At 65.3% G+C, this 21345-nt stretch carries 13 protein-coding genes, 1 tRNA gene, 2 rRNA genes and 1 pseudogene (1 of these 17 running past the window's edge); 6 read left to right on the top strand and 11 right to left on the bottom strand.

The genetic code is table 11. From position 1 onward, the window contains the following. The 3 genes from ACWPN8_RS16835 to ACWPN8_RS16825 all read left to right on the top strand — a co-directional run. Positions 1-1491: ribosomal RNA gene (locus tag ACWPN8_RS16835) — 23S ribosomal RNA — on the top strand; it begins 1256 nt to the left of the window's first position. Positions 1492-1638: 147 nt separating this feature from the next. Further along, a 5S ribosomal RNA gene (gene rrf / locus ACWPN8_RS16830) occupies positions 1639-1754 on the top strand. An 83-nt stretch (positions 1755-1837) separates the two neighbouring features. Further along, positions 1838-1914, top strand: a tRNA-Met gene (locus ACWPN8_RS16825). Here ACWPN8_RS16825 and ACWPN8_RS16820 read toward each other — a convergent pair. From ACWPN8_RS16820 to ACWPN8_RS16790, 7 genes and pseudogenes are all read right to left on the bottom strand, one after another. Beyond that, complete coding sequence (locus ACWPN8_RS16820; protein WP_492242095.1) at positions 1871-3538, bottom strand: recombinase family protein; 1668 nt, start codon at positions 3536-3538, stop codon at positions 1871-1873. The genes ACWPN8_RS16825 and ACWPN8_RS16820 overlap by 44 nt on opposite strands. Before the next feature lie 10 nt (positions 3539-3548). Then, positions 3549-4634 carry a tyrosine-type recombinase/integrase gene (locus ACWPN8_RS16815; protein WP_492241522.1) on the bottom strand — a complete coding sequence of 362 codons (1086 nt, stop codon included), beginning with the start codon at positions 4632-4634 and terminating at the stop codon, positions 3549-3551. Between the two features lie 4 nt (positions 4635-4638). Next, on the bottom strand, positions 4639-6360 hold the full coding sequence (locus tag ACWPN8_RS16810) for a tyrosine-type recombinase/integrase (RefSeq protein ID WP_492242107.1): 1722 nt from the start codon (positions 6358-6360) through the stop codon (positions 4639-4641). Between the two features lie 219 nt (positions 6361-6579). Then, positions 6580-6696, bottom strand: a pseudogene (locus tag ACWPN8_RS16805) (helix-turn-helix domain-containing protein); the annotation flags it as partial. Next, positions 6693-6860 (bottom strand): hypothetical protein, encoded by a 168-nt coding sequence (locus tag ACWPN8_RS16800; RefSeq protein ID WP_158282116.1) that lies wholly within the window; start codon positions 6858-6860, stop codon positions 6693-6695. The pseudogene ACWPN8_RS16805 and the gene ACWPN8_RS16800, both read right to left, overlap by 4 nt. 45 nt (positions 6861-6905) lie before the next feature. Then, on the bottom strand, positions 6906-7457 hold the full coding sequence (locus tag ACWPN8_RS16795) for a hypothetical protein (RefSeq protein ID WP_492241521.1): 552 nt from the start codon (positions 7455-7457) through the stop codon (positions 6906-6908). A gap of 349 nt (positions 7458-7806) precedes the next feature. Beyond that, a complete protein-coding gene (locus ACWPN8_RS16790; protein WP_492241520.1) occupies positions 7807-8367 on the bottom strand; it encodes a hypothetical protein in 561 nt (186 codons plus the stop codon). A 353-nt stretch (positions 8368-8720) separates the two neighbouring features. On the opposite strand from ACWPN8_RS16790, the gene ACWPN8_RS16785 reads away from it, so the two are divergent. Beyond that, a complete protein-coding gene (locus ACWPN8_RS16785; RefSeq protein ID WP_492241519.1) occupies positions 8721-9200 on the top strand; it encodes a helix-turn-helix domain-containing protein in 480 nt (159 codons plus the stop codon). Positions 9201-9488: 288 nt separating this feature from the next. After that, positions 9489-11798 carry an AAA family ATPase gene (locus ACWPN8_RS16780; RefSeq protein ID WP_492241518.1) on the top strand — a complete coding sequence of 770 codons (2310 nt, stop codon included), beginning with the start codon at positions 9489-9491 and terminating at the stop codon, positions 11796-11798. Between the two features lie 321 nt (positions 11799-12119). On the opposite strand, the gene ACWPN8_RS16775 is transcribed toward ACWPN8_RS16780, so the two are convergent. From ACWPN8_RS16775 to zorA, 4 genes are all read right to left on the bottom strand, one after another. Further along, a complete protein-coding gene (locus ACWPN8_RS16775) occupies positions 12120-14963 on the bottom strand; it encodes a DEAD/DEAH box helicase (protein WP_492241517.1) in 2844 nt (947 codons plus the stop codon). A 68-nt stretch (positions 14964-15031) separates the two neighbouring features. Further along, on the bottom strand, positions 15032-16489 hold the full coding sequence (locus tag ACWPN8_RS16770; RefSeq protein WP_492241516.1) for an EH signature domain-containing protein: 1458 nt from the start codon (positions 16487-16489) through the stop codon (positions 15032-15034). Then, positions 16486-17460, bottom strand: a complete 975-nt coding sequence (locus ACWPN8_RS16765) for a hypothetical protein (RefSeq protein WP_492241515.1) — start codon at positions 17458-17460, stop codon at positions 16486-16488. Before ACWPN8_RS16765 ends, ACWPN8_RS16770 begins: the two co-directional genes overlap by 4 nt. Positions 17461-17471: 11 nt before the next feature. Beyond that, positions 17472-19757, bottom strand: coding sequence for an anti-phage ZorAB system protein ZorA (gene zorA / locus ACWPN8_RS16760; RefSeq protein WP_492241514.1), 2286 nt, complete (start codon positions 19755-19757; stop codon positions 17472-17474). 84 nt (positions 19758-19841) lie between these two features. Between zorA and ACWPN8_RS16755 the strand changes: the two genes are divergently transcribed. Continuing rightward, positions 19842-20927 carry a hypothetical protein gene (locus ACWPN8_RS16755; protein ID WP_492241513.1) on the top strand — a complete coding sequence of 362 codons (1086 nt, stop codon included), beginning with the start codon at positions 19842-19844 and terminating at the stop codon, positions 20925-20927. Positions 20928-21345 lie beyond the last annotated feature (418 nt).

Here is a 21345-nt window from a genome sequence, read left to right as displayed (position 1 = left end):
CGACAAACAGTGTGAGAAACACTGTCGCCGAAAGTCCAAGGGTTCCTGCGCAAGGTTAATCCACGCAGGGTGAGCCGGCCCCTAAGGCGAGGCCGAAAGGCGTAGTCGATGGGAACCACGTTAATATTCGTGGGCCTGGCGGAGGTGACGGATTGGAAAGCGTGTACGATCTTATCGGATTGATCGTGCTGTGGACCGGTTCCAGGAAATAGCCCCGCCTTATAGACCGTACCCCAAACCGACACAGGTGGACTGGTAGAGTATACCCAGGCGCTTGAGAGAATGGTGTTGAAGGAACTCGGCAAATTGCCCTCGTAACTTCGGAAGAAGAGGGCCCCGTTGTGGCGCAAGCCATGGCGGGGGGCACAGACCAGGGGGTAGCGACTGTTTACTAAAAACACAGGGCTCTGCGAAGCCACACAAGGCGACGTATAGGGTCTGACGCCTGCCCGGTGCCGGAAGGTTAAGAGGAGGAGTGCAAGCTCTGAATTGAAGCCCCGGTAAACGGCGGCCGTAACTATAACGGTCCTAAGGTAGCGAAATTCCTTGTCGGGTAAGTTCCGACCTGCACGAATGGCGTAACGACTTCCCCGCTGTCTCCAACACCAACTCAGCGAAATTGAACTCTCCGTGAAGATGCGGAGTTCCCGCGGTCAGACGGAAAGACCCCGTGCACCTTTACTACAGCTTTGCAGTGGTGCTAGGGACTTCATGTGTAGGATAGGTGGGAGGCTTGGAAACATGGGCGCCAGCTCGTGTGGAGCCAACCTTGAAATACCACCCTTGAAGTCTCTGGCATCTAACCGTGGCCCGTTATCCGGGTCCGGGACCCTGCATGGCGGGTAGTTTGACTGGGGCGGTCGCCTCCCAAAGTGTAACGGAGGCGCGCGATGGTGGGCTCAGAGCGGTCGGAAATCGCTCGTCGAGTGCAATGGCATAAGCCCGCCTGACTGCAAGACTGACAAGTCGAGCAGAGACGAAAGTCGGCCATAGTGATCCGGTGGCTCCACGTGGACGGGCCATCGCTCAACGGATAAAAGGTACGCCGGGGATAACAGGCTGATGACTCCCAAGAGTCCATATCGACGGAGTCGTTTGGCACCTCGATGTCGGCTCATCACATCCTGGGGCTGGAGCAGGTCCCAAGGGTTCGGCTGTTCGCCGATTAAAGTGGTACGTGAGCTGGGTTTAGAACGTCGTGAGACAGTTCGGTCCCTATCTGCCGTGGGTGTCGGAGTTTTGCGAGGATTTGTCCCTAGTACGAGAGGACCGGGATGGACATACCTCTGGTGCACCGGTTGTCACGCCAGTGGCATGGCCGGGTAGCTAAGTATGGACGGGATAACCGCTGAAAGCATCTAAGCGGGAAACCCACCTCTAAACCAGAGCTCCCTTGAGAGCCGTGACAGACCATCACGTCGATAGGAGGCATGTGGACGGGCAGCAATGCTTGAAGCTAAGCCTTACTAATCGCTCGATCGGCTTGATCTCGACACCACTAACCGCGCCATGCGCAGCAGCAAGCCTGCTCCAAAGCAGTGCTTGACCAGCGCACAGCCGTTCGATACATCCTCAACTCACTTGCACTGAACAAGCATTAAGCGCTTTCGGTAGAGCGTCGGTCTTGTGCCTCGGTGACCTGGTGGTCATGGCGAGGTGTCAAACACCCGATCCCATCCCGAACTCGGCCGTGAAAAGCCTCCGCGCCAATGGTACTGCGTCTTAAGACGTGGGAGAGTAGGTCGCCGCCAGGTCGCTCAGGCACATGAGACGCTCAATACACGAAAGCCAGATGCTTGCATCTTCACGACATCCGTCATCCCACATAATGGACATCCGCGGGGTGGAGCAGCCCGGTAGCTCGTCAGGCTCATAACCTGAAGGCCGCAGGTTCAAATCCTGCCCCCGCAACCACCGACACTTGATGCCCCGGTTCGAAAGAGCCGGGGCGTTCGTGCGTCTGGGCCCTGCCCATCCGGGCAGCGCCCTCGCAGACCGCCAGCACGCCGGCCAGCTCACCGTGCAGGTCGGCATCCAGCCCGGTCCCGGCAGGGGAGGGCGTCAGGACGACGCGGTCGATCATGATCCGCACCATCTCCATCGCCTCGGCGCTGTCCTCGCCGCCAGCGAGAGCAGCCTCCAGCGCTTCCACCTTGCGGCGGTAGAGGTTCGACAGCTGGGGGTGCAGCAGGACCGACGGCAGGTCCGCATCGGGCTCCTCGGCCGCGGCGAGCAGCCGGGCCTTGTCCGCCTCCAGGATGGTCAGGCGCTCTTTCATCGACTCGTGGTACAGCCCGTCCTCAATCGCCTTCAGGATGCCGGCGATCTTGCGCTCGACTGCTGCCAGTTCGCGCTCGCGCGTGCGGCGGTTGGCTTCGCGGTCGGCCGTTGCCGCTTCCACGCCAGCACGGAAGCTGTCGACGAACTCCTGGATCAGTTCGGGCGCCAGCAGGCGCTCCTTGAGACCGGTGAGGACCCGCCGCTCGATGTCGAAGCGGCTGATGGTGCGATCGTTGCTGCAGTTCCCCTTATTCCTGTGACTGGCGCAACCATAGCGGTTCTTGGCCATGATGGTGTAGTTGCCGCCGCAGCACCCACAGGTCAGCAACTCCGACAGCAGGAACTTGCGACGGTGCGCCCGGTTCAGCGCGTTGCCCTGGTCGTCACGACCGATTTCGAAGCTGATCGACGCCTGCCGGGCTTTCACCCGCTCCCACAGCGCGCTGTCGATGATGCGCAACTCCGGCACCTCCACCACCTCCCAGGCCTCCGGCGGGTTGGGCCGTGCAACCCGCTTGCCGGTTTCCGGATCCTTGACGTAGGAGCAGCGGTTCCACTCCAGCCGGCCGACATAGAGCGCGTTGTTGAGGATGCCGGTGCCGCGCTCGACCTGACCGCGGATGGTGGTGTCCTGCCAGAGTCGGCCCTCCGGACCGGGCACCCCGTCGGTGTTGAGGCGCTTGGCGATGGCACGCGGGCTGGCGCCGTCGGCGAACAGGCGGAAGATGCGCTGGACGACCTCGGCTTCTGCCGGGTTGATCCGCCGCTTGCCGCGACCGTCGGCGTCACCCTCCAGCACGTCATAGCCGAAGGCCTTGCCGCCCGGCATCCGGCCGGCCATGGCGCGGCCGAGCTGACCGCGGCGGGTCTTGTCCGCCAGGTCTTTCAAAGCGACCTGCGCCATCATGCCCATGACGGCGACGTGGATGGTGGTGATTTCGCCGAGCTGCGGGGTGAACAGTCGCACTCCGTGGAAGGCGAGGCGGTCCTGAAGGTCGGCGGTGTCAGCGAGGCGACGGCCGAGGCGGTCGATCGCCTCGCACAGCACGATGTCGAAGCGGCGCTGTCCGGCCTCGCGCAGCAGCTTCTGGAAAGCCGGACGGTGACGGCTGGCGCCGCTGACGGCGGCATCGCTGTAATGGTCGACGACAGTCCAGCCCTGGCGCTCGGCATAACGCCGGCACACCTCGATCTGGTCGGCGATGGAGGCTTCGCGTTGCTGGTCGCTGGAGTAGCGGGCGTAGATGACGGCACGCATCATGGGACTCCTACGGGCGCTCGCCGCGAACGGCGCGGCGCAGGCGGGTGATGTGATCGGTGAGGGTGGCCTGATAGCGGCGGCTGGCTTCCAGTCCCTTCGCCATCGTGTAGTGGCGCTCGCTGGTCCGCAGGGTGCTGTGGCCGAGCAACGCAGCAGTCAGACGCGCCCCTTGCGGGTCGTCGAGGGCGATGCTGGTCGCGGCGCAATGGCGCAGCAGGTGCGGGTTGATCCGTTCGCCGAGGATGGCCGGGGTGGCGCGCTCGAAGCGGCTGGAGACGCCATTGAGGGTCATCGGCAGCCCCTCGCGGGTGATCCACAGAGCATCATGGGGGTGGCCTTGCAGCAGCCGCGGCCGATAATGGTCGAGATAGCGCACCATGTGGGGAACCAAGCTCGCCGGCAGTGGGAAGTTCATCGGACCGCCGCACTTGAGGTCCTCGCGTTCCAACTGGATGAGGAAGCCGTCGGAGGTCGGCCGGAGATGCTGACCCACCCGCAAACCCGCCAACGTGCGGCGGCGGATCGGCCGGGCGACTGTCAAAGCAATCATCAGGGCGTCGCGGAAGGCGGTGGCATGGGCGAACGGCCGGGCTTCGGGCTTGTCTCCGATTCCGTCGAGAACGGCGAGCACACGTTGGTAGAGGTCGGCGGCGTGGCGGATGCGCGGCGCAATCGGCCGCCGGTTGGCGGCGCCCCGCTTCATGCGACCGGCGGTGCGGCGCAGCCACCCCCAATCGGCGTCGGGCGCCAGGGTCGCCATGATGGCGGCGAGTTGGTCGATGGTGGTCCACAAGGTCAGGGGCGCCAAGGTCGGACGCAACAGGTCGATGTAGCTGCGCACCATGTCCGGCGTCACGCGGTCGCCAGGAGCGGCATCCGGCATCAGCATACCCTGCTGGTCGAGGAAGGTGAGCCAGCGGCCGTAGTTGGCGGCGCGGCTGCGACGGGTCGCGGGCGCCCAGTCGATGGCGGCACCGGCGTCATCCAGCGGCCCGCCAGCTTCGCAGGCAGCTTGCCACAAGCTGCGGTCCTGCTCGGGCCAAGCGCTGACCGACATGCTGCGGCGGTCGATCGTCACGGAGGTCTTGCTCATTGCCTCAGCGCCCCACGACTTGGCCGCGAAGCGAGCGGGCGCGCTCCAGTATGTTGGCGTCATAGCGGGCGACCGCGGCGGCGGTGTCCTGACCGGTGTAGTAGGTCACCGTCGTATCGGTGGAGCGATGGCCGAGGAGCTGGCGCGACAGCTCGTAATTGCCGGGATCGAACTGCTGGCTGAGCTTGCCGGCGAGGTGGCGGAACAGGTGGGGATTGACCACGAGGCCGGTATGGTCGCGCACCGCCCGCTCGATCTGCGCCGTCAAAGCGGTGATGTGCTTGCAGTCGCCATCGCGTCCGGGGAACAGCAGGCCGCCGGCGTCCGACGTCAGCAGCGGGCGGTAGCGCGTCATGAAGTGGTCGATCATCCGCACCAGCGGTTCCGGCAGCACCGCCTCGATCGGCTGGCTGGTTTTGGTCTCCTCCGCCGGGATGACGAGATGGACGACGGCGTGGCGGCCGGAGCGGCTGCGGCAGAGATGGCGATGGACCTCCAGCCGCAGCAGGTTGAGGCGGCGCAACGGCACCAGCAGCAGAATCTGAACCGCCACCGCGGTCTGCGCCATCAGGGCTTCCCGGCGGCTGGGCGCCGCCATGCGGTCGGCCTTGTCCATCAACCGCTCCGGCAAGGTGAGCAGGGCCAGCAGGTGCTTGGGATCGTCGAAGGCGCGCAGGCGGGCGCGGTTCTTGGCGGTCATGCCCTTGCGGCGGCTGCCGAGCTTGGCGACCAGCTTGTTCAGCCGCTCCAGGTCGGCTTTCGGTACCTGAACCCAGTGGCGGGCGACGGAGAGCAGACACTTTGCCTGTTCGATCAGGCCGGGGCTGGCGCCGCCCCGGCGGGTCATCAGCCACAGCAGGGCGATCTTGAAGCGCTCCGGCACCACCAGCGCCGCCAGCGTGGTCAACGCCTGGGGGGCCTCGCCGGCATGGACGAGGGCAGCAGCGAAACGCAGCACGTGCCCGCGGGCGGTCTTCAGCGAGCTGGGGCGCAACGGCCGGGCTGGGCCAAACTCGTCCAGCGGGTCGGCGCCGGACAGCCGCCGCATCCAAGCCGCCAGATCGGTGGCAAAGGACGGCGGGAGGCGGTCCAACGGCAGCTGGTAGTCGTCCCGGTTGCTGGTGACCGGCACCGGCGTGATCGGCCAGCCGGGAAGGGCGGTTGCGACGGCGCGGTTCCACTGCTGGCGGGCCATCCGCTCGACCCGCTGCGGCTTGGCGACGAGGGTACCGGTCGCCAGCGAAGCGGCGAAGGCGGTGAAGGTGTCGTCCGACACGGCGTCCGGCGCGATGTTGTTGTCGGCACAGTACCGCAGGAAGCGGGCGAGACCGCGCTGCATCGCCGGGTCGGTGACCACCGCGCGGAGGCTGTACCAGGGCTCCGGCAGGTGGCAGGCGAGCCGCCGGCGGGTAGCAGTGGCGCCGTAGTGGCGCAGCAGGGTGCTGACGGCGGAGCGGATGTTCTGCCAGCGCTTGAGCGACAGGCTGTGGGCCGCCGGATGGACGGAGGCGATCAGCGGGCGCAGCGCATCAAAGCTGGCGGGGATGGCTGCGAGGTCGCGGCCGACGATGCGGCCGAAGCGGCGCAAGGAGGAGGCATGGTCCCGGGCGCGCTGCGGTGGCAGGGCCGGGTCGGCCAGGACGCGCGTCAGCAGGTCGGCCAGGGAGCGCATATCAAGCACCGCAGGCGGGCTGGGCGGAGACTGGGAGGTTGTGGCAGTGGTCATCCGTGGCCTCGGGAAGACAGGAGTGGACAGGAAGTCCGGATCGGGAAGACGTAGCACGTTTTTGGTTCGAAAATACGAGGGCCACCTCTTCCCGATGGTCGTCCAAGTCCTTGCTACTACTGGACAAGGATGGACAGCAGTGGTCAGCTGATCCAGCGCTGCCTGAGGAAGATGTCGAGGTCCTTCGGCTGGATGCGGATTCTGATGGCCGAGGCGGACGGTGGGCAGGTCGCCCGACGTAATCCAGCGGCGGATGGTCTTGATGCTGACCTGCAGGCGCTCGGCGACCTCAGGGATGGTCAGCAGGGCGGGGGGACGGGAAGGGGGCTTGCTCATTCCGGCTTCGGGGGCTGCGTCGCCTCGCCCGAAGCCGCCAGGTATTCCCGCGCCGCCATGCGGCCCAGCAGGCGCGCCAGCGCACGCAGGCGCTCGACCGCAACCTCGGATTCGGGAGGGGTGCAGGGGGTGGCGGTATCGGGGGAGAGGACATGGTGGGTCATCCCCTCTTCGTGCCAAAGCTGGACTCTTGTGCCGAAAGGGCCAGATCAGCTTTGCGGCGCAGCTGATCTGTTCGGGTCGGTTCGCCGGGCTTTGATGGCGCGCTTCGCTGCGGTGCGCAGGGCGTTCTTGGTCGGCGTGTAGCCCAACGCCTCCAGGCAGAGCTGGAGGAAGTCGACCAGCGGCCCGCCGGCGGCCCCGCCCATGTCGTCCCAGGAGGTGCCGAGCGGCCGGTCGCTGATCGCCTCATAGACGTCCAGCAGGAAGTCGAAAGTCATGTGGTACCCGGCCGCAGCCTTGTGGCGCGTTCCACCGACGCCGGAAGCAACGCGGTCCGCTTCCGCATCGCGCACCAGTTCGGCCGCCGCCCGCAGCATCAGCACACCGCTGAAGGTGTCCTCAAGCGCGTGGTCTGCCTGTCCGTCGATGATGGCCGCGTTGGGATCGTCCGGCGCCAACTGCGCGGCCAAGCCCCACAGGAGCTGCGGGACAGGACGGAGGCGCCCATCCGGTGTGTCGTCCTGGATGGCCTCCAGCAGGGCGTCGCAGGCCGCCATGATGCGCTTCATTCGGTCGCGGGTGGCGCTGGGGGCGGGCATCTGGTCAAGGACTGCGTGGGAGGCTGCCAGGGCCGGAAGTTGCTCGACGTAATGGCGCCATGCCGCAATCCTGCTGGGATCGGACAACTGCAGCCGATTGACGACAGCATCGAACAACGGCCGCCAGGGCTCATCCTGCAATTCCGTCGGCGGAGGTACCTGTTCCGTCATGATGGGTATCGCTGTGATGCCGAAGAGGGACGACGTCGCCGTGTCGGGTCGGATCATACCGGGACCATCCGGCGGCATGAAGGGCGGCTGACGCCGCCCTTCCCCCGCCATGCCCAGCCTTGCCATGCCACGCCGATCCATGCCACGCCAAGGTCGCATCGAGGCGCCAATCGGCCCCTCAATGCACCGTGAAGCGCCCGAATTTCGGGCGCCAATCTCCAAGGCCGATCACCTCGCCGGTGGTGCGGATGATGTCCTGGACATCATCCTCGCTCAGCAGCGACGGCATGAACTGGATGGTGACCGCAGCGCTCCAGTCGTCGAAGCGCGGCCGGACCCGCATCACCCGCAGGCGCTCGACCCGGACACCAGTGCGAAAGCGGAAGCGGCCATCATCCCACAACGCCTCCGGCTCGCGGGGGCCGTCATACTGAAGCGGGATGTTGCCGTCACACAGGATGCCCGCTTTGGCCAGCGGCCCGCGGCGTTTGCGCTTGGCTCCGTCGATCAGCGCCGCCTCGATCAGCTCGCCGGGGAGACAGGGTTCGCCGCCATGCAGGTACAGCGAGCCGAGGAACTCAAGCTTGGCCATCCGCTCCAGGTCGGCTTCCGTCTTCGGCCGCTTGCTGCTCAGCTTCTTGATGTCCTTGACCAGCGGGTCGAGCGGATCGGCCAGCCGGCCGTTGTGCATGAGGAGGGGTGAGACGCCGGTGATCTGGAAGCTTAGGGGCTGATACATCGGGGGCCTCCAGCCGCGGACGGGGGCGGCTTGGCTGGGTGTCGGGGAGATTGACCGTGGCCGTGGCGTAGCGGCGGCCGCGCAGCATGCCGGTCACCATCGCGTGGCAGGGCGCGCACAGCGTCGTCACGGCCTCCAGGCTGTCCTGGGTCCAGTCGCCGCGGGGCGGGTAAACGCGGTGGTGCCCTTCCAACTGGTCTGTCGCGTTGCACAGGACGCACCGCTCGCCATCGCGGGCGAACGCATCACGCCGCAGAGCGCGCCATTGAGGACTGGCGAGGTAAGCGGCGTAACCGACAGGGCCGCGGGCCGGACCCGGCGCCGCCGCTGATAGGGACTCTGCTGACGGAGAGATGTTCGCCGCTGATGTGTTTGTCGGCTTGCATGGGCTCATGCCGATCCATTGGTTCATGCAAGTCGACAAATACCGATTTGTTAGATCGTGGTCAAGGCGCTATAACGGCGTAATGATCCGGCTCATGTCATTGAGCTTGAAGCAGCGTGTCGGGTTAAGGGTCAAGGAGGCGCGGGTGGCCCGCGGCCTCACCCAAGAGGCATTGGCGGATCTGGTCGGACGGACGGTTGAGGCCGTGTCCAACATTGAACGCGGCCGAACCTTTCCGACGATTGAGACGCTGGAGCAACTCGGTCGGCATCTTGACGTCCCGATTCAGTATTTTTTCGAGGACGTTGACCAATCTATTGAAGATAAGCGATTTATATTAGAAGGGCGGGTGAAAGCTATAGCCCGAAGGCTAGGCAAAGAAGATCTGGAAATAGCGGTTCGGCAGCTGACGGCGATCTTGGAAGTTAGACAGTCGAAATCTGGTTAAATATATGAATTCTCACAGAGAATATTTTTCCTTACGGCGTTATTTTATAAACTATTCACGAGATTGATAAAATATTACTTAGGTCTGTCAAGGCCAGCGTGACCAGAGTCGCCTTGACAATGAGGTAGCTCCGAGCGTCGACTGAGCGTTGGCGTGTTTTTATCGAAAGGCGCGGGCAAGGTAGGGGTTCGGCGCACAGTAGTATTTCCAGAAGCCCGATTTTCGCTAATGCACCCCGCGAGTGGTGGCGCATGGCAGCTCGGGCAGAGCCCCACTGGAAATTACTCCATGTATGACAACGTGATTCGCCCGAAGGCATGGCTGGACTTCAACGACGCGCCTGACCAGATGGTCCTGCCGGACTCGCCCCATCAGGCGGGCGCGCGCGACACTATCAAGGCGATGCTGCTGCGGTCGCTGCCGGAGGTGTTGGCCCATCTGCTGCCGAGGGGCAAGATCATCGGGCGCAAGTTCGTCGCCGGCAACACGGCAGGCGAGAAGGGCGATAGCCTGGAGGTCGAGCTGATTGGCGACAAGGCCGGCGTCTGGTGCGACCACGGCAATGCGGCCTATGGGCAAGAAAAGGGCGACATCCTGACCCTGTGGGCCGTCTGTAACGGGATGGACGTGAAGACCGAGTTCCCGGAGGTCCTGAAGTCGGTCAGCGACTGGTTCGGCGGCATGGCGGAAGCCTATGTGAACGGCGCCCCGACACCGGCCGAGCGCCAATTCGACGACTGGCAGCCGGTGAAGACCCCGCCGACGGACGAACTGGGCCACCACACCGGCATGTGGGTCTATCACGACATGGCCGGCGCTGAAATCTGCCGCGTCTATCGCTATGACCCGGCCGACCCCGATACGGGCGAGGCCAAGAAGACCTATCGCCAATGGTTCACCCGCGAACGGCGCTGGTCGGCACCGCAGGATCCGCGCCCCCTCTATCGCATGCTGGAGCTGGCGAACGTCGACGAGGTCATCCTGGTCGAAGGCGAGAAGGCGGCCGACGCTCTGTGGGCCATCGGTATGCCGGCCACGTCGGCGCTGGGCGGAGCGAAGGCGCCGACCGACAAAACCGACTGGTCGCCACTGGCCGGCAAGCGCGTCATCATCTGGCCCGACAAGGACAAGGTGGGTTGGGAGTATGCCGAGAAGGCCGGTGAGGCAATCATGCGGGCCGGTGCGACGTCCGTCTCCACCCTGATACCCAAGGACCAATGGCGTGACGGCACCGACGTCGCCGATGTGGCGGCGGCCTACGACCCGAACGGCAAGGGCCTGGGGTGGACGGCCGACAACATTCGGGCGTGGGTGCGCAACGGCACGCGGAAGGCCATCGTTACCCTCAATCCATCGTCGGGCTACCCCGGTTTGGCAGCTATTTCTCCAGCTCGCGACATGTTCCGCGGCGCTCCGAAAGCGCGCCAGTACTTGGTGGATGGCATCCTTCCACTCGGTATGGTGACGCTCTTTTCAGCTATGGGAGATGCCGGCAAAGGCATGATGACCCTCGACTTGGCGATCAAGGTAGCTGCTGGAGCGCCCAGCACCGCATTCGGTGGCGAAGAGACAGCGTTTGGCGGTCCAATTAGGACGATGGGCAAAGTGGTCATGTATCTCGGGGAGGACGACTCCGACACCATTCATGAGCGACTTCGCAACCTCGACCCGGGCAATCGCCATTGCGGTAATGATAACCTTAAGATCGTGCCCTTGATCGACTATTGCGGCGCTCAACCCCTGGTAACGATGAACAAAGGGCAGGTGAGTACTACGACCTTCTTTGAGCAGGTCCAGCGCGATTTGATTGCCATCGAGGACCTGAAACTGGTGGTGATCGACCCACTGCAGGTATTCCTGCAAGGCGACCTTACGACAGACACCACGGGCGCAGCCTACGCGATGGCCCAGTTTGCGCGCCTTGCTCGTGAGACGGGAGCCGCCGTTATCATCAATCATCACATGCGTAAGCCTGCCAACGGCAAGTCAGTCACCACTCCCGAGCAAGCGCGTGAGGCGATTCGTGGCACGTCTGCCTTGGTCGACGGTGTGCGTTGTGCTTACACGTTGTGGCCCGCCGAAGAAAGTGTTGCACGATCGATTTTGAAAATTCTGGACCGATCTTACGCTCCCAATCAGGTTCTTCTTGGTGCCGTCGTCAAAGCCAATGCCAAAGCCGACCGCGAGACACGGACATATGTCCGCAACCAAGTCGGTCTCCTCGTCGACTTGACTCACCAGCTTCGCGGAGGACGACAATCTGAAGAATTGCTGATGGAGCTGATGGTCGACAAGATTCGGCATTTTGCTGAAGTCGGGCACCCATTTCAGCACACCGGTAAGGATCAGGGGGTGTATCCGAATCGTAAGCTGCTGGGACCGGTGCTTTCCAAGTCATCGCGGGACACCCTTGAGGGTATCGTTAGAAAGCTGCTTGCTTCTGATCGCATTCGCAAGTGTGCTGCGAAGGGGAGCTCTGTACCTAAGTGGCTTGATGTACCAGGTGGACCTTTTGCTCGCGGTGTCGGACGTGTGAAGGCTGGCGCACCGGAACCGGTCGAGGATGCCTGCGTCGGTGATGGTAGCGATGAGGAGTAGCCGAGGTTAGGAAACATCCCCGGTTCCCGCGTCCCCAGCCGGGATCAGAGTTGCCGGGGATTTCCTAAGCCATTGATTTAGCTCAGATAAGTCAGTGGTTGCCTGATCCCTGTCCCCGCTTTTCGTCCCGACGTAACCTATTGTTTTACCGAGGAAATTTGTCCCTGGGGATCGCTATCTTTAGATAGATGAAGGCATCGGGAATGCCTTCATCTAAAGCTCCGGAACGCCCCACTTGGGGCAGGTTCGTTCCGAAAAGTGGCCGAGGTAGTGCCGTATATTTGAAAATCCTGATCATTTGCTGATGCCGCAGGGACGGGTCTATGCCGCCGACGTCACTGTCGCCGTAAACAGCTCGTTCCGGTCTTCGTCGGTGGCGGCTGGCGGCATCAGCGCATCCTGAAACAGGCGGCGCTTTCGGGCGAGCAGGGCGTTCAGATTGCGGTCGAAAGCCGAGCAGCCCTCGCCCAACACCGCCATCGGGATATGCACGAACACCGGCTTGGTCTGGCCAATCCGCAGGGCCCGGCCGGTGCACTGATCCTCCACAGCCGGGTTCCACCAGCGCGAAAGGTGGATGACGTGGTTGGCACGGGTCAGCGTCAAGCCGACGCCACCAGCCCGGGGCGACAGGATCATTGCGTCGAACCCGTCGGCGCCGGCTTGGAAGCGGTCGACCCGCGCTTGTCTTGCGGCTCCAGCCACTTGGCCGCTGATGATCATCGGAGGGGCCGTCAGCCGATAGCGGCGCTGAAGGATGCCGGCCAAGCGTGCCTGCATTGCCAGATCGTCGAGGAAAATCAGGACGCGCTCGCCTTTCCGGGCGATGTCGTCGAGGGCGGTGAAGGTAGCCGCCAGCCGTGCCGATGCCGCGATGAAGGCATCATCGCCGCTGATGCTGTCGGGATCGGGATGGAGTGAAATGGCGCGCAGCCGTTGTAGAGCCCCCAGCATGGCGCCGGCCTTCTCGGCCGTCCGGGCTTCGGCAATCACCAATTCATAGGCGCTGCGCTGCACCGGCGGCATCGGTGTTTCAAGGACGATTTCCTGCGGCAGCGGCAGGTCGGGCAGACGATCCTGTTTCAGCCGCCGCAGCAGAAGCGGCGCCCGTCCGCCATGCCAAGTGTCGAGCGAGGATTTCAGGCGCTTCAGGCGTTCCGGGTCGGGAGACCGCTCATAGTCGGCGCTGAAGCCTTTCAACTCGCCAAGTACGGCAGGATGCACGGCATCGGTGATGCACCACAGGTCGGACAGGCGATTTTCGACCGGTGTGCCGGTCATGGCAACGCGGAAATCGGCGTTCATCGCCTTGGCGGCATCGGTCAGGCGTACGCCCGGCGTCTTGATCTTCTGCGCCTCGTCGAACAGCATCGCCGCGAAGCGTACCTTGCCGAAATCGCGATCATAGTCACGCAGGGTCTCATAGGTGGTCAGCACCCAGTCGGCGGCCTGCAACGCGCCGACATCGAGCGCCGGGCGCTCGTCCTCCGTCCGGCACTTCAGCGCGGCCAGCCCCCGTCCGAAGGCCTCCGTGCAGTTGCCGAGACCAGGGGCGGAGAGATGGCGGTCGGCCTCCGCCCGCCAGTTCTGCAGGAGACCGGTGGGGGCGACGACGGCGACCGGCGCACGCGGGATGACGCCCTCGGCCATGCCGGTGCGGAGCCAGGCAAGAAAGGCCAGCCCCTGCAAAGTCTTGCCCAATCCCATGTCGTCGGCCAGCAGAACGCCCGGCCGCCCCATGGTCCAGGCTTGCTGCAGCCAGGACAGCCCTTCGGTCTGATGGGGCTTCAGTGGCGTCGCCAGCGCCAGCGGCAACGACCTGGACGGGGCAGGGCGGGGAGAGAATTGCCCTTCGACCTCCACCGCTTCCTCGTTTGGGCGGATCAGCAGCGCCTCCGGCCCGCTTTCCCCATCGGGCTTGGGCGGAGCTGTGGTTGAGGCGTCCTTGGGCAGGCGGCTGGTGGCCAGATCGTTCAGCGCTGCGAGCGTGTCGGTGGTGGCGGGGATGGCAACATCCTGACCTTCCACCGGAACGGAAACGCTGGGCAGGCCGGCGCCGATGGCATTCTCCACCTGCTCGCGCAACGCCTCGGCTTCCTCCGCGGTCAAGGGAACCGTACGGTCGCCGACCATCAAACCAGAGGGGGAGTCCTCAGGGCCATCCCCGTCTTTCCGGTCAGCGCTCCTTCCGCCGCCAGCCGCACCGCCATCTCCGAACCAGTCGGTACGGGACAGCGGCACCCATGGGACGACCCGTGGCCGCCATAGCCCGAGCCCAACCACCCGGTCGGCATAGTCCGCCGTCTCGCGGAAGACCAATTCCAGCACGGTGTCGTCGATGTCGGGGCCCAGCGCTTCGCGCAGGAAGGCGCGGGGAGCCGCGAACAGCGCCCGCTTGGTCGCCGGTGGGGCCGACTGCACCCGCCGCACCTCGTCCAGGGCACGGCGCAGCACCGGCGTCGTCACCGCATACCAGTTGTTGCCCAGGGCGTAGACCGGCCGGGCGGTGGTGAAGCGGTTGAACTGGTCCTCGCCGAAGCCGCGTTGCCGGTCCTCGGTCAGCAGCGGTTGGTCCGGGGCGTCGCCGGTCCGGTGGAGGATGGGCACCAGCCGGAGGCTGTCGGCTTCACCCTTGAGGTCCAGCGAAAAGGAATCGGCAACGGCGATGGTCATCGTGCCGATCATTCCACCGGCTTCGGCCATGCCGTCGTCGACCGCGGCGGGCAGGACCTCGCGCAGGGCCGCCACCGCTGCGAAGCGGGCGCCCTGGTCGTCGGCCGGAGACTGGTTCACACGGTCGGCGGCTTCCGCAATCTGGTACAGCGCATCGGGCAGCCGGCCCCACTCCCCGCCGATCCGTAGGAAAGCTCCAATCCGCTTCGCCCCGACCACGGGCTGGCCGGTCGGGCGGCGCCATTCCAACTCCACCGCGTAGGACGGGTTGGTGATCACACCGCGCGTCCGCAGATGCGCGACCACCGGGGCGGGGACGGGAAGGCCGAGCAGGCCGGCTTCCCGGTTCGACAAGCCGGCGACCGCCCGATGCTCCACCAGCAGCAGGTCGCCCTCGGCTATGGCGACCTCGGCGGCGATCAGCCGTTGCGCCAGATCGACGCCGGGCAGCAGGGCGTCGGGGACCCCGACCGCCCACCGGTCGACGGCCAATGTGCCGTTCGCACCGGTTACCCGGATTTCAAGGCCCGTCGGTTGAGGCTCTGCTGAAAAACGAAGCGTCATTTCGGCATCCAGTCCCGATGGGTCAAGTGAATTCCCGCCCGGTCGGCCAGCATCCGCGCGACGCTACCCTGCCAGCGGCTGCTGTCGGAGCCGGCATGTCTCAAGCCGTCATTGTGGGTCTTGCCATCCGGCTTGACGCTGCCCTTCGAGCCATATTGCGGGTTGGGTGGAAAGGGTAGGCAATCTGCATCTAATTCTGACCGCTTATAGTCAGGTTGAAGCAATTGGGGTGCTGTTTTCCAGTTTATTGGCCAAGCGCGAAGTTTGCCGTTATGGCTCCATTCACAAAAAAGGGTATCCCGCACTTGGAGCAAGAGGATCGACTGGTCCCCACTTCCCTTCAGCCGGGCAAAGCCGCCATTTAACTCGCGAACCGATCTTGCAGAGGTGTGGACGGCGGCACCCAGCGCCAGCCACGCATCGTCGATACCGCCGGCTTCCAGGCAAGCGGACCAGAATGCTTCCCGGTATCGCCACTGCTTGTCGTAGGCGTATTCGCCGATGACCTCGAAGAAAGCATTCAGCGAAGCCCTCGCCAACCACTGCCGCATGACGGCAACCACGGTGTCGCCGGCCTTGGCCCAGCGTTCCGGATGCAGGCGCGGGTCGCGCAGGTGGGTCAGCAGGAAGGATTGGACTGCGGCGCGGACTGCTTCGTCCGGCAGCCGCCGTCCGTTGATCCAGGGCGCCAGCAAGCTGCGGGCCAGATTCCCGTAGGCCTCCGGTTCGGAAAAACGCAGCTGACCATCGGGGGCCAGGAAGTCCGTCAGGCGCGCCATGGCGGCCGGGCCGGCGGTGCCGGCGATGCAGTCCGGGGCCAGTTGCAGCACCTCATGCTGGACCGCACGCATATAGCCGGAGACGGCGCGCAGCGGGTCGTCAAGGCATGCACGGGCCAGCAGCGCCGGAACGGGGTCGGTGCCTTGCAGGATCTGCAAGGCCAGCGTCTTCGGCCCCTTGACCGCATCGAACAGATGGCACCAGTTGTCGGCAAGGCGCCATGGCTGAAGGCGCGTGTCGGCATTGCCGGTGATCAGCCGGCGGATGGCACGCCCGGCCTCTGCCATTCGCGGACCATCCGGGGCAAAGCCCTTCAGCCAGCCTTCGATCAAGGTTCTACGGACCCCGGCCCGGCGCTCGGCAAGTCGCAGGACCGCCTCCAGCAACCCATCCAGCGCCGCAAGCGGCGCCTTGTCCGCCCACATCAGCCAGGGCGCATCGCGCAGGTCGCGCGGCGCGGCGCCTTCCCAGCGTTGCGGGCTGCGCGCCGCCTGCTGCAACCGGCGTCGCACCGCCTCCAGCACATCGCCGGCCGGCAGCGCCGGCGCAGCGTCGCCCGCCGCCAACGCCACCAGCGCCTGTGCGCTTCCCGGCATTTCGGGCAGCTTCACGCTCCGGCCCAGCAACTGCACGGTGGCGCGCAGCGCTTCGAGCGCCTGGCGGGTGTGGCTCATGGTGCGGTCCCCGGCGTTGTTCCCAGCAAGCCGCGGATGCGGTCGCGCAGCCGCTGCAACTCTTCCGAGGTGCGGGCGGACAGTACGAAGCGAAGGTCGATGCGCCGGTTGCGCCGGTAATCCTCCTCGGTCGCCGCCTGGGCTTCGGGAAGCGGCCGGCGTTCGCCGTAGCCGGACACGCCCAGCAGCGGAAGACCGTCGATGTTGCGCAGCCCTTCCAGGACCGGCTGGGTCTGGCGCAGGGTCTGGAACACCGCCAGGGCGCGGTCGGTCGAAAGGCGGTCGTTGCGTGCCTGCGAGTCCGAGCGCGGCAGATTGCGGTATGGCTGGCGGTCGGTGTGCCCTTCCACCAGCATAGTCTCCAGGATCGGCATGCTGTCCGCAGGGCAGCCGTCGGTCTGCCCACCCACGGCGTAGCAGGGCAACAGCCCGGAGAGCACGTCCGCCAGTGTGACGATGGTCTGCTGCGCTTCCGCCCGATAGTCGGCCCGCCCTGTTTCGAACAGCAGGTCCCCCGACAGCCGCAGGATGCCGGAACTTGGGTCGAGCGACACGCGAACCCCCTTGTCCTGAAGGGATTGCTCCAGCGACAGAAGCAGGCGGTTGCGCAGGTTCTGGCGGTTCTCCAGGTCGCGTTCGAGCTGGGCCACCGCCTCCGTCAGCAATTGCCGCAGTTCTTCGTTCTGCGCCCGCTGGCGGGCCGCTTCCGCCGACTGTCGCTGCGCTTCCGCCTGGGCCTGCCTTGCGCGTTCAGCCTGTTGCTGTGCCTCGGTCTCCGCCAGTTCGGCGCGGCGCAGCGCCTCCTCATAGCGGGCGCGCTCGACCATCTGCTCCTCCTCCGCGTCGCGGAAGTTGAGCGCGAAGACGGTCAGCATCAGCAGGAAGATGAACAGCACGCCGACCATCAGGTCGCTGATCGAGGCGAAATAGCCTTCGCCGCCTTCTTCTTCGGCTCCGGTCGATGCCGCCATGTCCTATCCCCTCAGCGCCGCCCGACCGGCGCGAAATCTTCAAGCGTGGCTTCCAGATTCTTGACCAGGCTGCCGAGCTGGGTGGCCGCTTTCGCCAGGTTCTGATCGGTCTGGCCGACGAACTTGCCGATCTGCTCGGTGAAGCCCTTGAGGCCGGTCTGGAGGGCGGACAGGGTGTTCGACAGCTCCCGGTCCACCCCTTCGAAGCGCTGTGCGGCGCCATTCAGGCTGACGGTCAGCTTCTGCGCGGCATCAAGCACCCCGTCGAAGCGGGTGGTGGTGCCGGATACCTGTTCGATTGCCCGGCTGACGTCCAGCGACGCCCGGGCCAGCGGTTCCATCGCCGCACGGGCGCTCTGGCCGGCGGCGGTCATGCTGTCGGCGGCCTTGGCCAGCGGCTCCACCGCCTTCGCGGCGGCGCGCTCGAACTCGGAACTGCGGGTGGCCAGTGTGGTGGCGGCCTGCCCAAGCGCGGCGATCTGACCGGCCAGCCCGCCGGCCCGTTCGCCGACCAGCCCACCGGCGTCGCGCAGGGACCCGCCTGCCGCCTCGCCCCCCTTGCGGATGGCGTCGGACGCCTCGGTGCCGGCCCGGCCCAGCCGGTCGGCTGCACCGTTCAGCGCCGTCGCCACACCGTCCCCAGCCTCGCCCAAGGCGGTGCGCAGGGTGGCGGCGCTGGCGGTCCCGCTTTCCCGCAGGGCATCGCCGGCCTGTCCGAGCGCCGTCCGCAGATCGGCCATCATCGCCTGCAATTCGGTTCGCATGCCCTCGGTGGCGTCGGCAATGCGGTTGACCGCCTGCTCCGCCCCCTGGCCGAGCGCGCTGCCGCCTTCGGAGGCCGCGCGTTTCAGACCGGCGGACATCCGCTCCACCGAGCGCTCCAGCCCTGCGGTGGTTTCCGCAACGCGGGCGGCCAACTGGCTGAAGGCTTCGGTCCCGGCGTTGCGGCTGCTTTCGGCCAGCGCCCGCAGTTCCGCGACCATCGCCTCGACCGAAGAGGACAGGCGGGCGCCGCTCTCCTCCGCCTGACGTCCCATGGTGGTTTCCATGGCGGATGCTGCTTGGGCCAGGGTGGTGGCGACGCCGCGTGCGGCTTCCTCGAAGCCGGCGGCGGCCGCTTCGATCCGGGAGGCCATCTGCTGTCCGGCCTCGGCACCGGCGGTGCGGCTCTGTTCCGCGACCGCACGCAGGGTCTCGGTCAGGCCGCCCATCTGGTCGGTGATGCGGGACAATGCCGCTTCTGCTCCTTCGCCCATGCGGGCGGCCATGCTGTCGGCCGACTGCGCCATCTTTACTGCGGCGTCGCCCAGCCCCTGCTGCAACCCCTCCAGCCGCGCACCCAGACCGGACAGGGTTTCCGCAACCTCGTGCATGCGGTCGCCTGTTCCGCCCTGGAGCTTGTCCAGGAAGGCGTCGAGCATCGAGCGCATGGTGTCCTCGTTGCGCGAGGCCATGCCGTCGGCCAGCCGGCCCATCGCCTCGGCCAGCGGCCCGATATGCTCACCCAGCCGCGTGTCGAAGGCACGATCCATGGCGCTGCCGAGCGACACCGCCAGATCGTTGGTGAAGCTTTCCAGATAGTCGGACTGCCGTGTCAGCAGTTCGTTCGTCTCCTGCTGGAGTGCGGCCGGCGTCATCAGCGGAATTCGTGTTTCCAGCGCGGAATTGAACGAAGCCAGTGCTCGTTCGACCTGCTTGAGGCGGCTTTTTCGGACAAGAGCGTAGATGATGGACAGCAGCATGCCCATCAGCGAGGTGATGAACTTGAACGACGCCGTGTCGAGCAGTTGGCGCAGCGCGCCGTTGCGTTCCGCCGCGGTGCCGGTCACCACCTCGCCGGCACTGCCCAGGGCGACTGCCAAGCCAAGAAAGGTGAACAGCAACCCGGCGCCGACCAGCAGGTTCGGCATCGCCGCGTGATACCGCAGGTCCGTCGCGATGGACGGGCCGCGTAGCAGGTCCAGGTCGAACCAAGCTCCTGGCCGGGTCGTCGAACGCACGGGACGACCAGCCGACCGGGGCGGGAGCAGGGATTCCTGGAACTCGCGCCAAGCAGCGCCAAGAATGGGGTCGCGCCGGAAGGTGGCGTTGACCTCCTCATAGCGTTCAGCGAAGGACAGTGCGTCCGTCGATTTGCCGAGTTCGCCGCTTGCCGCCCGAAGCGCCCGAAGCAGGCGTCCGGTCCCCCGGTACAAAGAGGTGATCGATGCCGCCGTCCAGAGGACCAGGAATAGAACGACAAGCCCGATCGTGTAGGGATTGGAGATGATGGGAGCGGCGGCCTGGACTATGTTCATGGGGTGGTAATCGCTTCGACGTGATCCATCATACGATGGCATTGATAAATACAATTTCTTGAAAATACGCTAACGGTGCCGCCAATGACCGCTATAAGCGTTTCGATCTATGACGGTGCGCAACTCTTGGAGAGGCGCGACTGCCGCACGACTCTGTTACCCGATCAGCGGACGGCGGCGATCTGGCGGGGTTTGGCCTATCCGCTGCTGGAGGGTGAGCGCATCGACATCGCGGGTGAGGCCGTCGTGCCTAGCACTGCTTCACCGTTGGCGGTCCGCGCATCGCGGGCCGATGCGCGCTTTACCATGGTCGAGGGGGTGGGGGAGGCCTATCTGCTGATTCAGGGGTCGGTGATCGACCGTGAACAGGCGGCGGCCCGGCTTGCGGCAGGCGGGCTAACGGTTCTTCGGCACGGGCGCTATCTGGGCGATCTGGTGGACGGGCTGGCGGCCGACTGGTTCGTCCGGTTCCAGAGCCCATCCGCCGCGCCGCAGCCGTTGGCCGACCATATCCGCACCCTGCTGGACGGGTTGCTGCGGCCTGCTGAGGCGCCCGCGAGCATGGCGGAGTTGCGACTCCGGCTCGTGGAGGGCGAGTTGGCTCAGGCGAAAGCCGCAGCGGCGTCATTGAAGACCGAGGTCGCCCGTCTGCGCTTGGCGCTGGCCGAGCAGGCATCGGTCCCCATCCAGGATGATGGCGGGGAGGTCGCCGACCGGCTGCGCGCCGAATTGGATGACCTTCAGAAGGCGTTGGCCGAAGAGGCGAAGCACCGGATTGCTGCCGAAGTGCTTGCACTCGAAACCCCTCGCTCGCCGAGTCCGCCGGCAACCGGCCGGCTGAAGGACGAGGTTGCCGCCGTCTTCGCCGGGCTGCTGCCGCGCATCCGCCTGCTTCGGTCCAGCCTGGACGTGGTTGCGGTCGAGTTCTCCGACCGGCGCTTCCTCTATGGGGCGCTGGCGGAACTCGCCGACGGGACTACCGGGACGCCACCGAACTGGAAGAAGGTGAAGGGAGCCGACCGCTGGTGGGAACGGCACATTTCCAACGGCCAGGACGACACAGGCCGCGTGTACGCACGCTTTGTCGCCGAAGGTCGAAACTGGGAGGTGCTGGTCTCACACAAGGCGGAGCAGCCCAGGGACATCATATGGCTGCGGTCCCGTGGCTGACCGCAACATGGGCTGAACATGAGCATCCGAAAACCGGAAATGAGACGATTGGGATGCGGCCGCCACTGATTTCCGGGGGCCGCATCCCGGCTAGTTATCTGGGGATCGTTCCGACGAGGGTTCCGTTCGCTGTGCCGGCCGCAGGACGCAGGCCACTGCATCCAGAAGGCGAAATTTGTCGAGTTGGCTGATAGCGGGCAAGATAGGCTCCTGATGGTATTGAGGTGCCTACTCTTGGCGCTGGGTCCCGGTTATACCCGATCGGTTACCGCCGATAGGGACGTGACTGAACAATGGCAGATGCTTGCTGCGGCCGATTTGGACACAGGATATGTACACAAATAACTTCTTTTACGAGAAAAATCATAAATTCTTGCTCAAAGATGGAGCATGGCGCATGGTGACAATTCGAAAGAGT

Source organism: Azospirillum sp. UENF 112521, assembly GCF_058780665.1.
The sequence above is the reverse complement of the archived record's forward strand: the minus strand, read 5'-3'. Positions and strand labels throughout refer to the sequence as shown.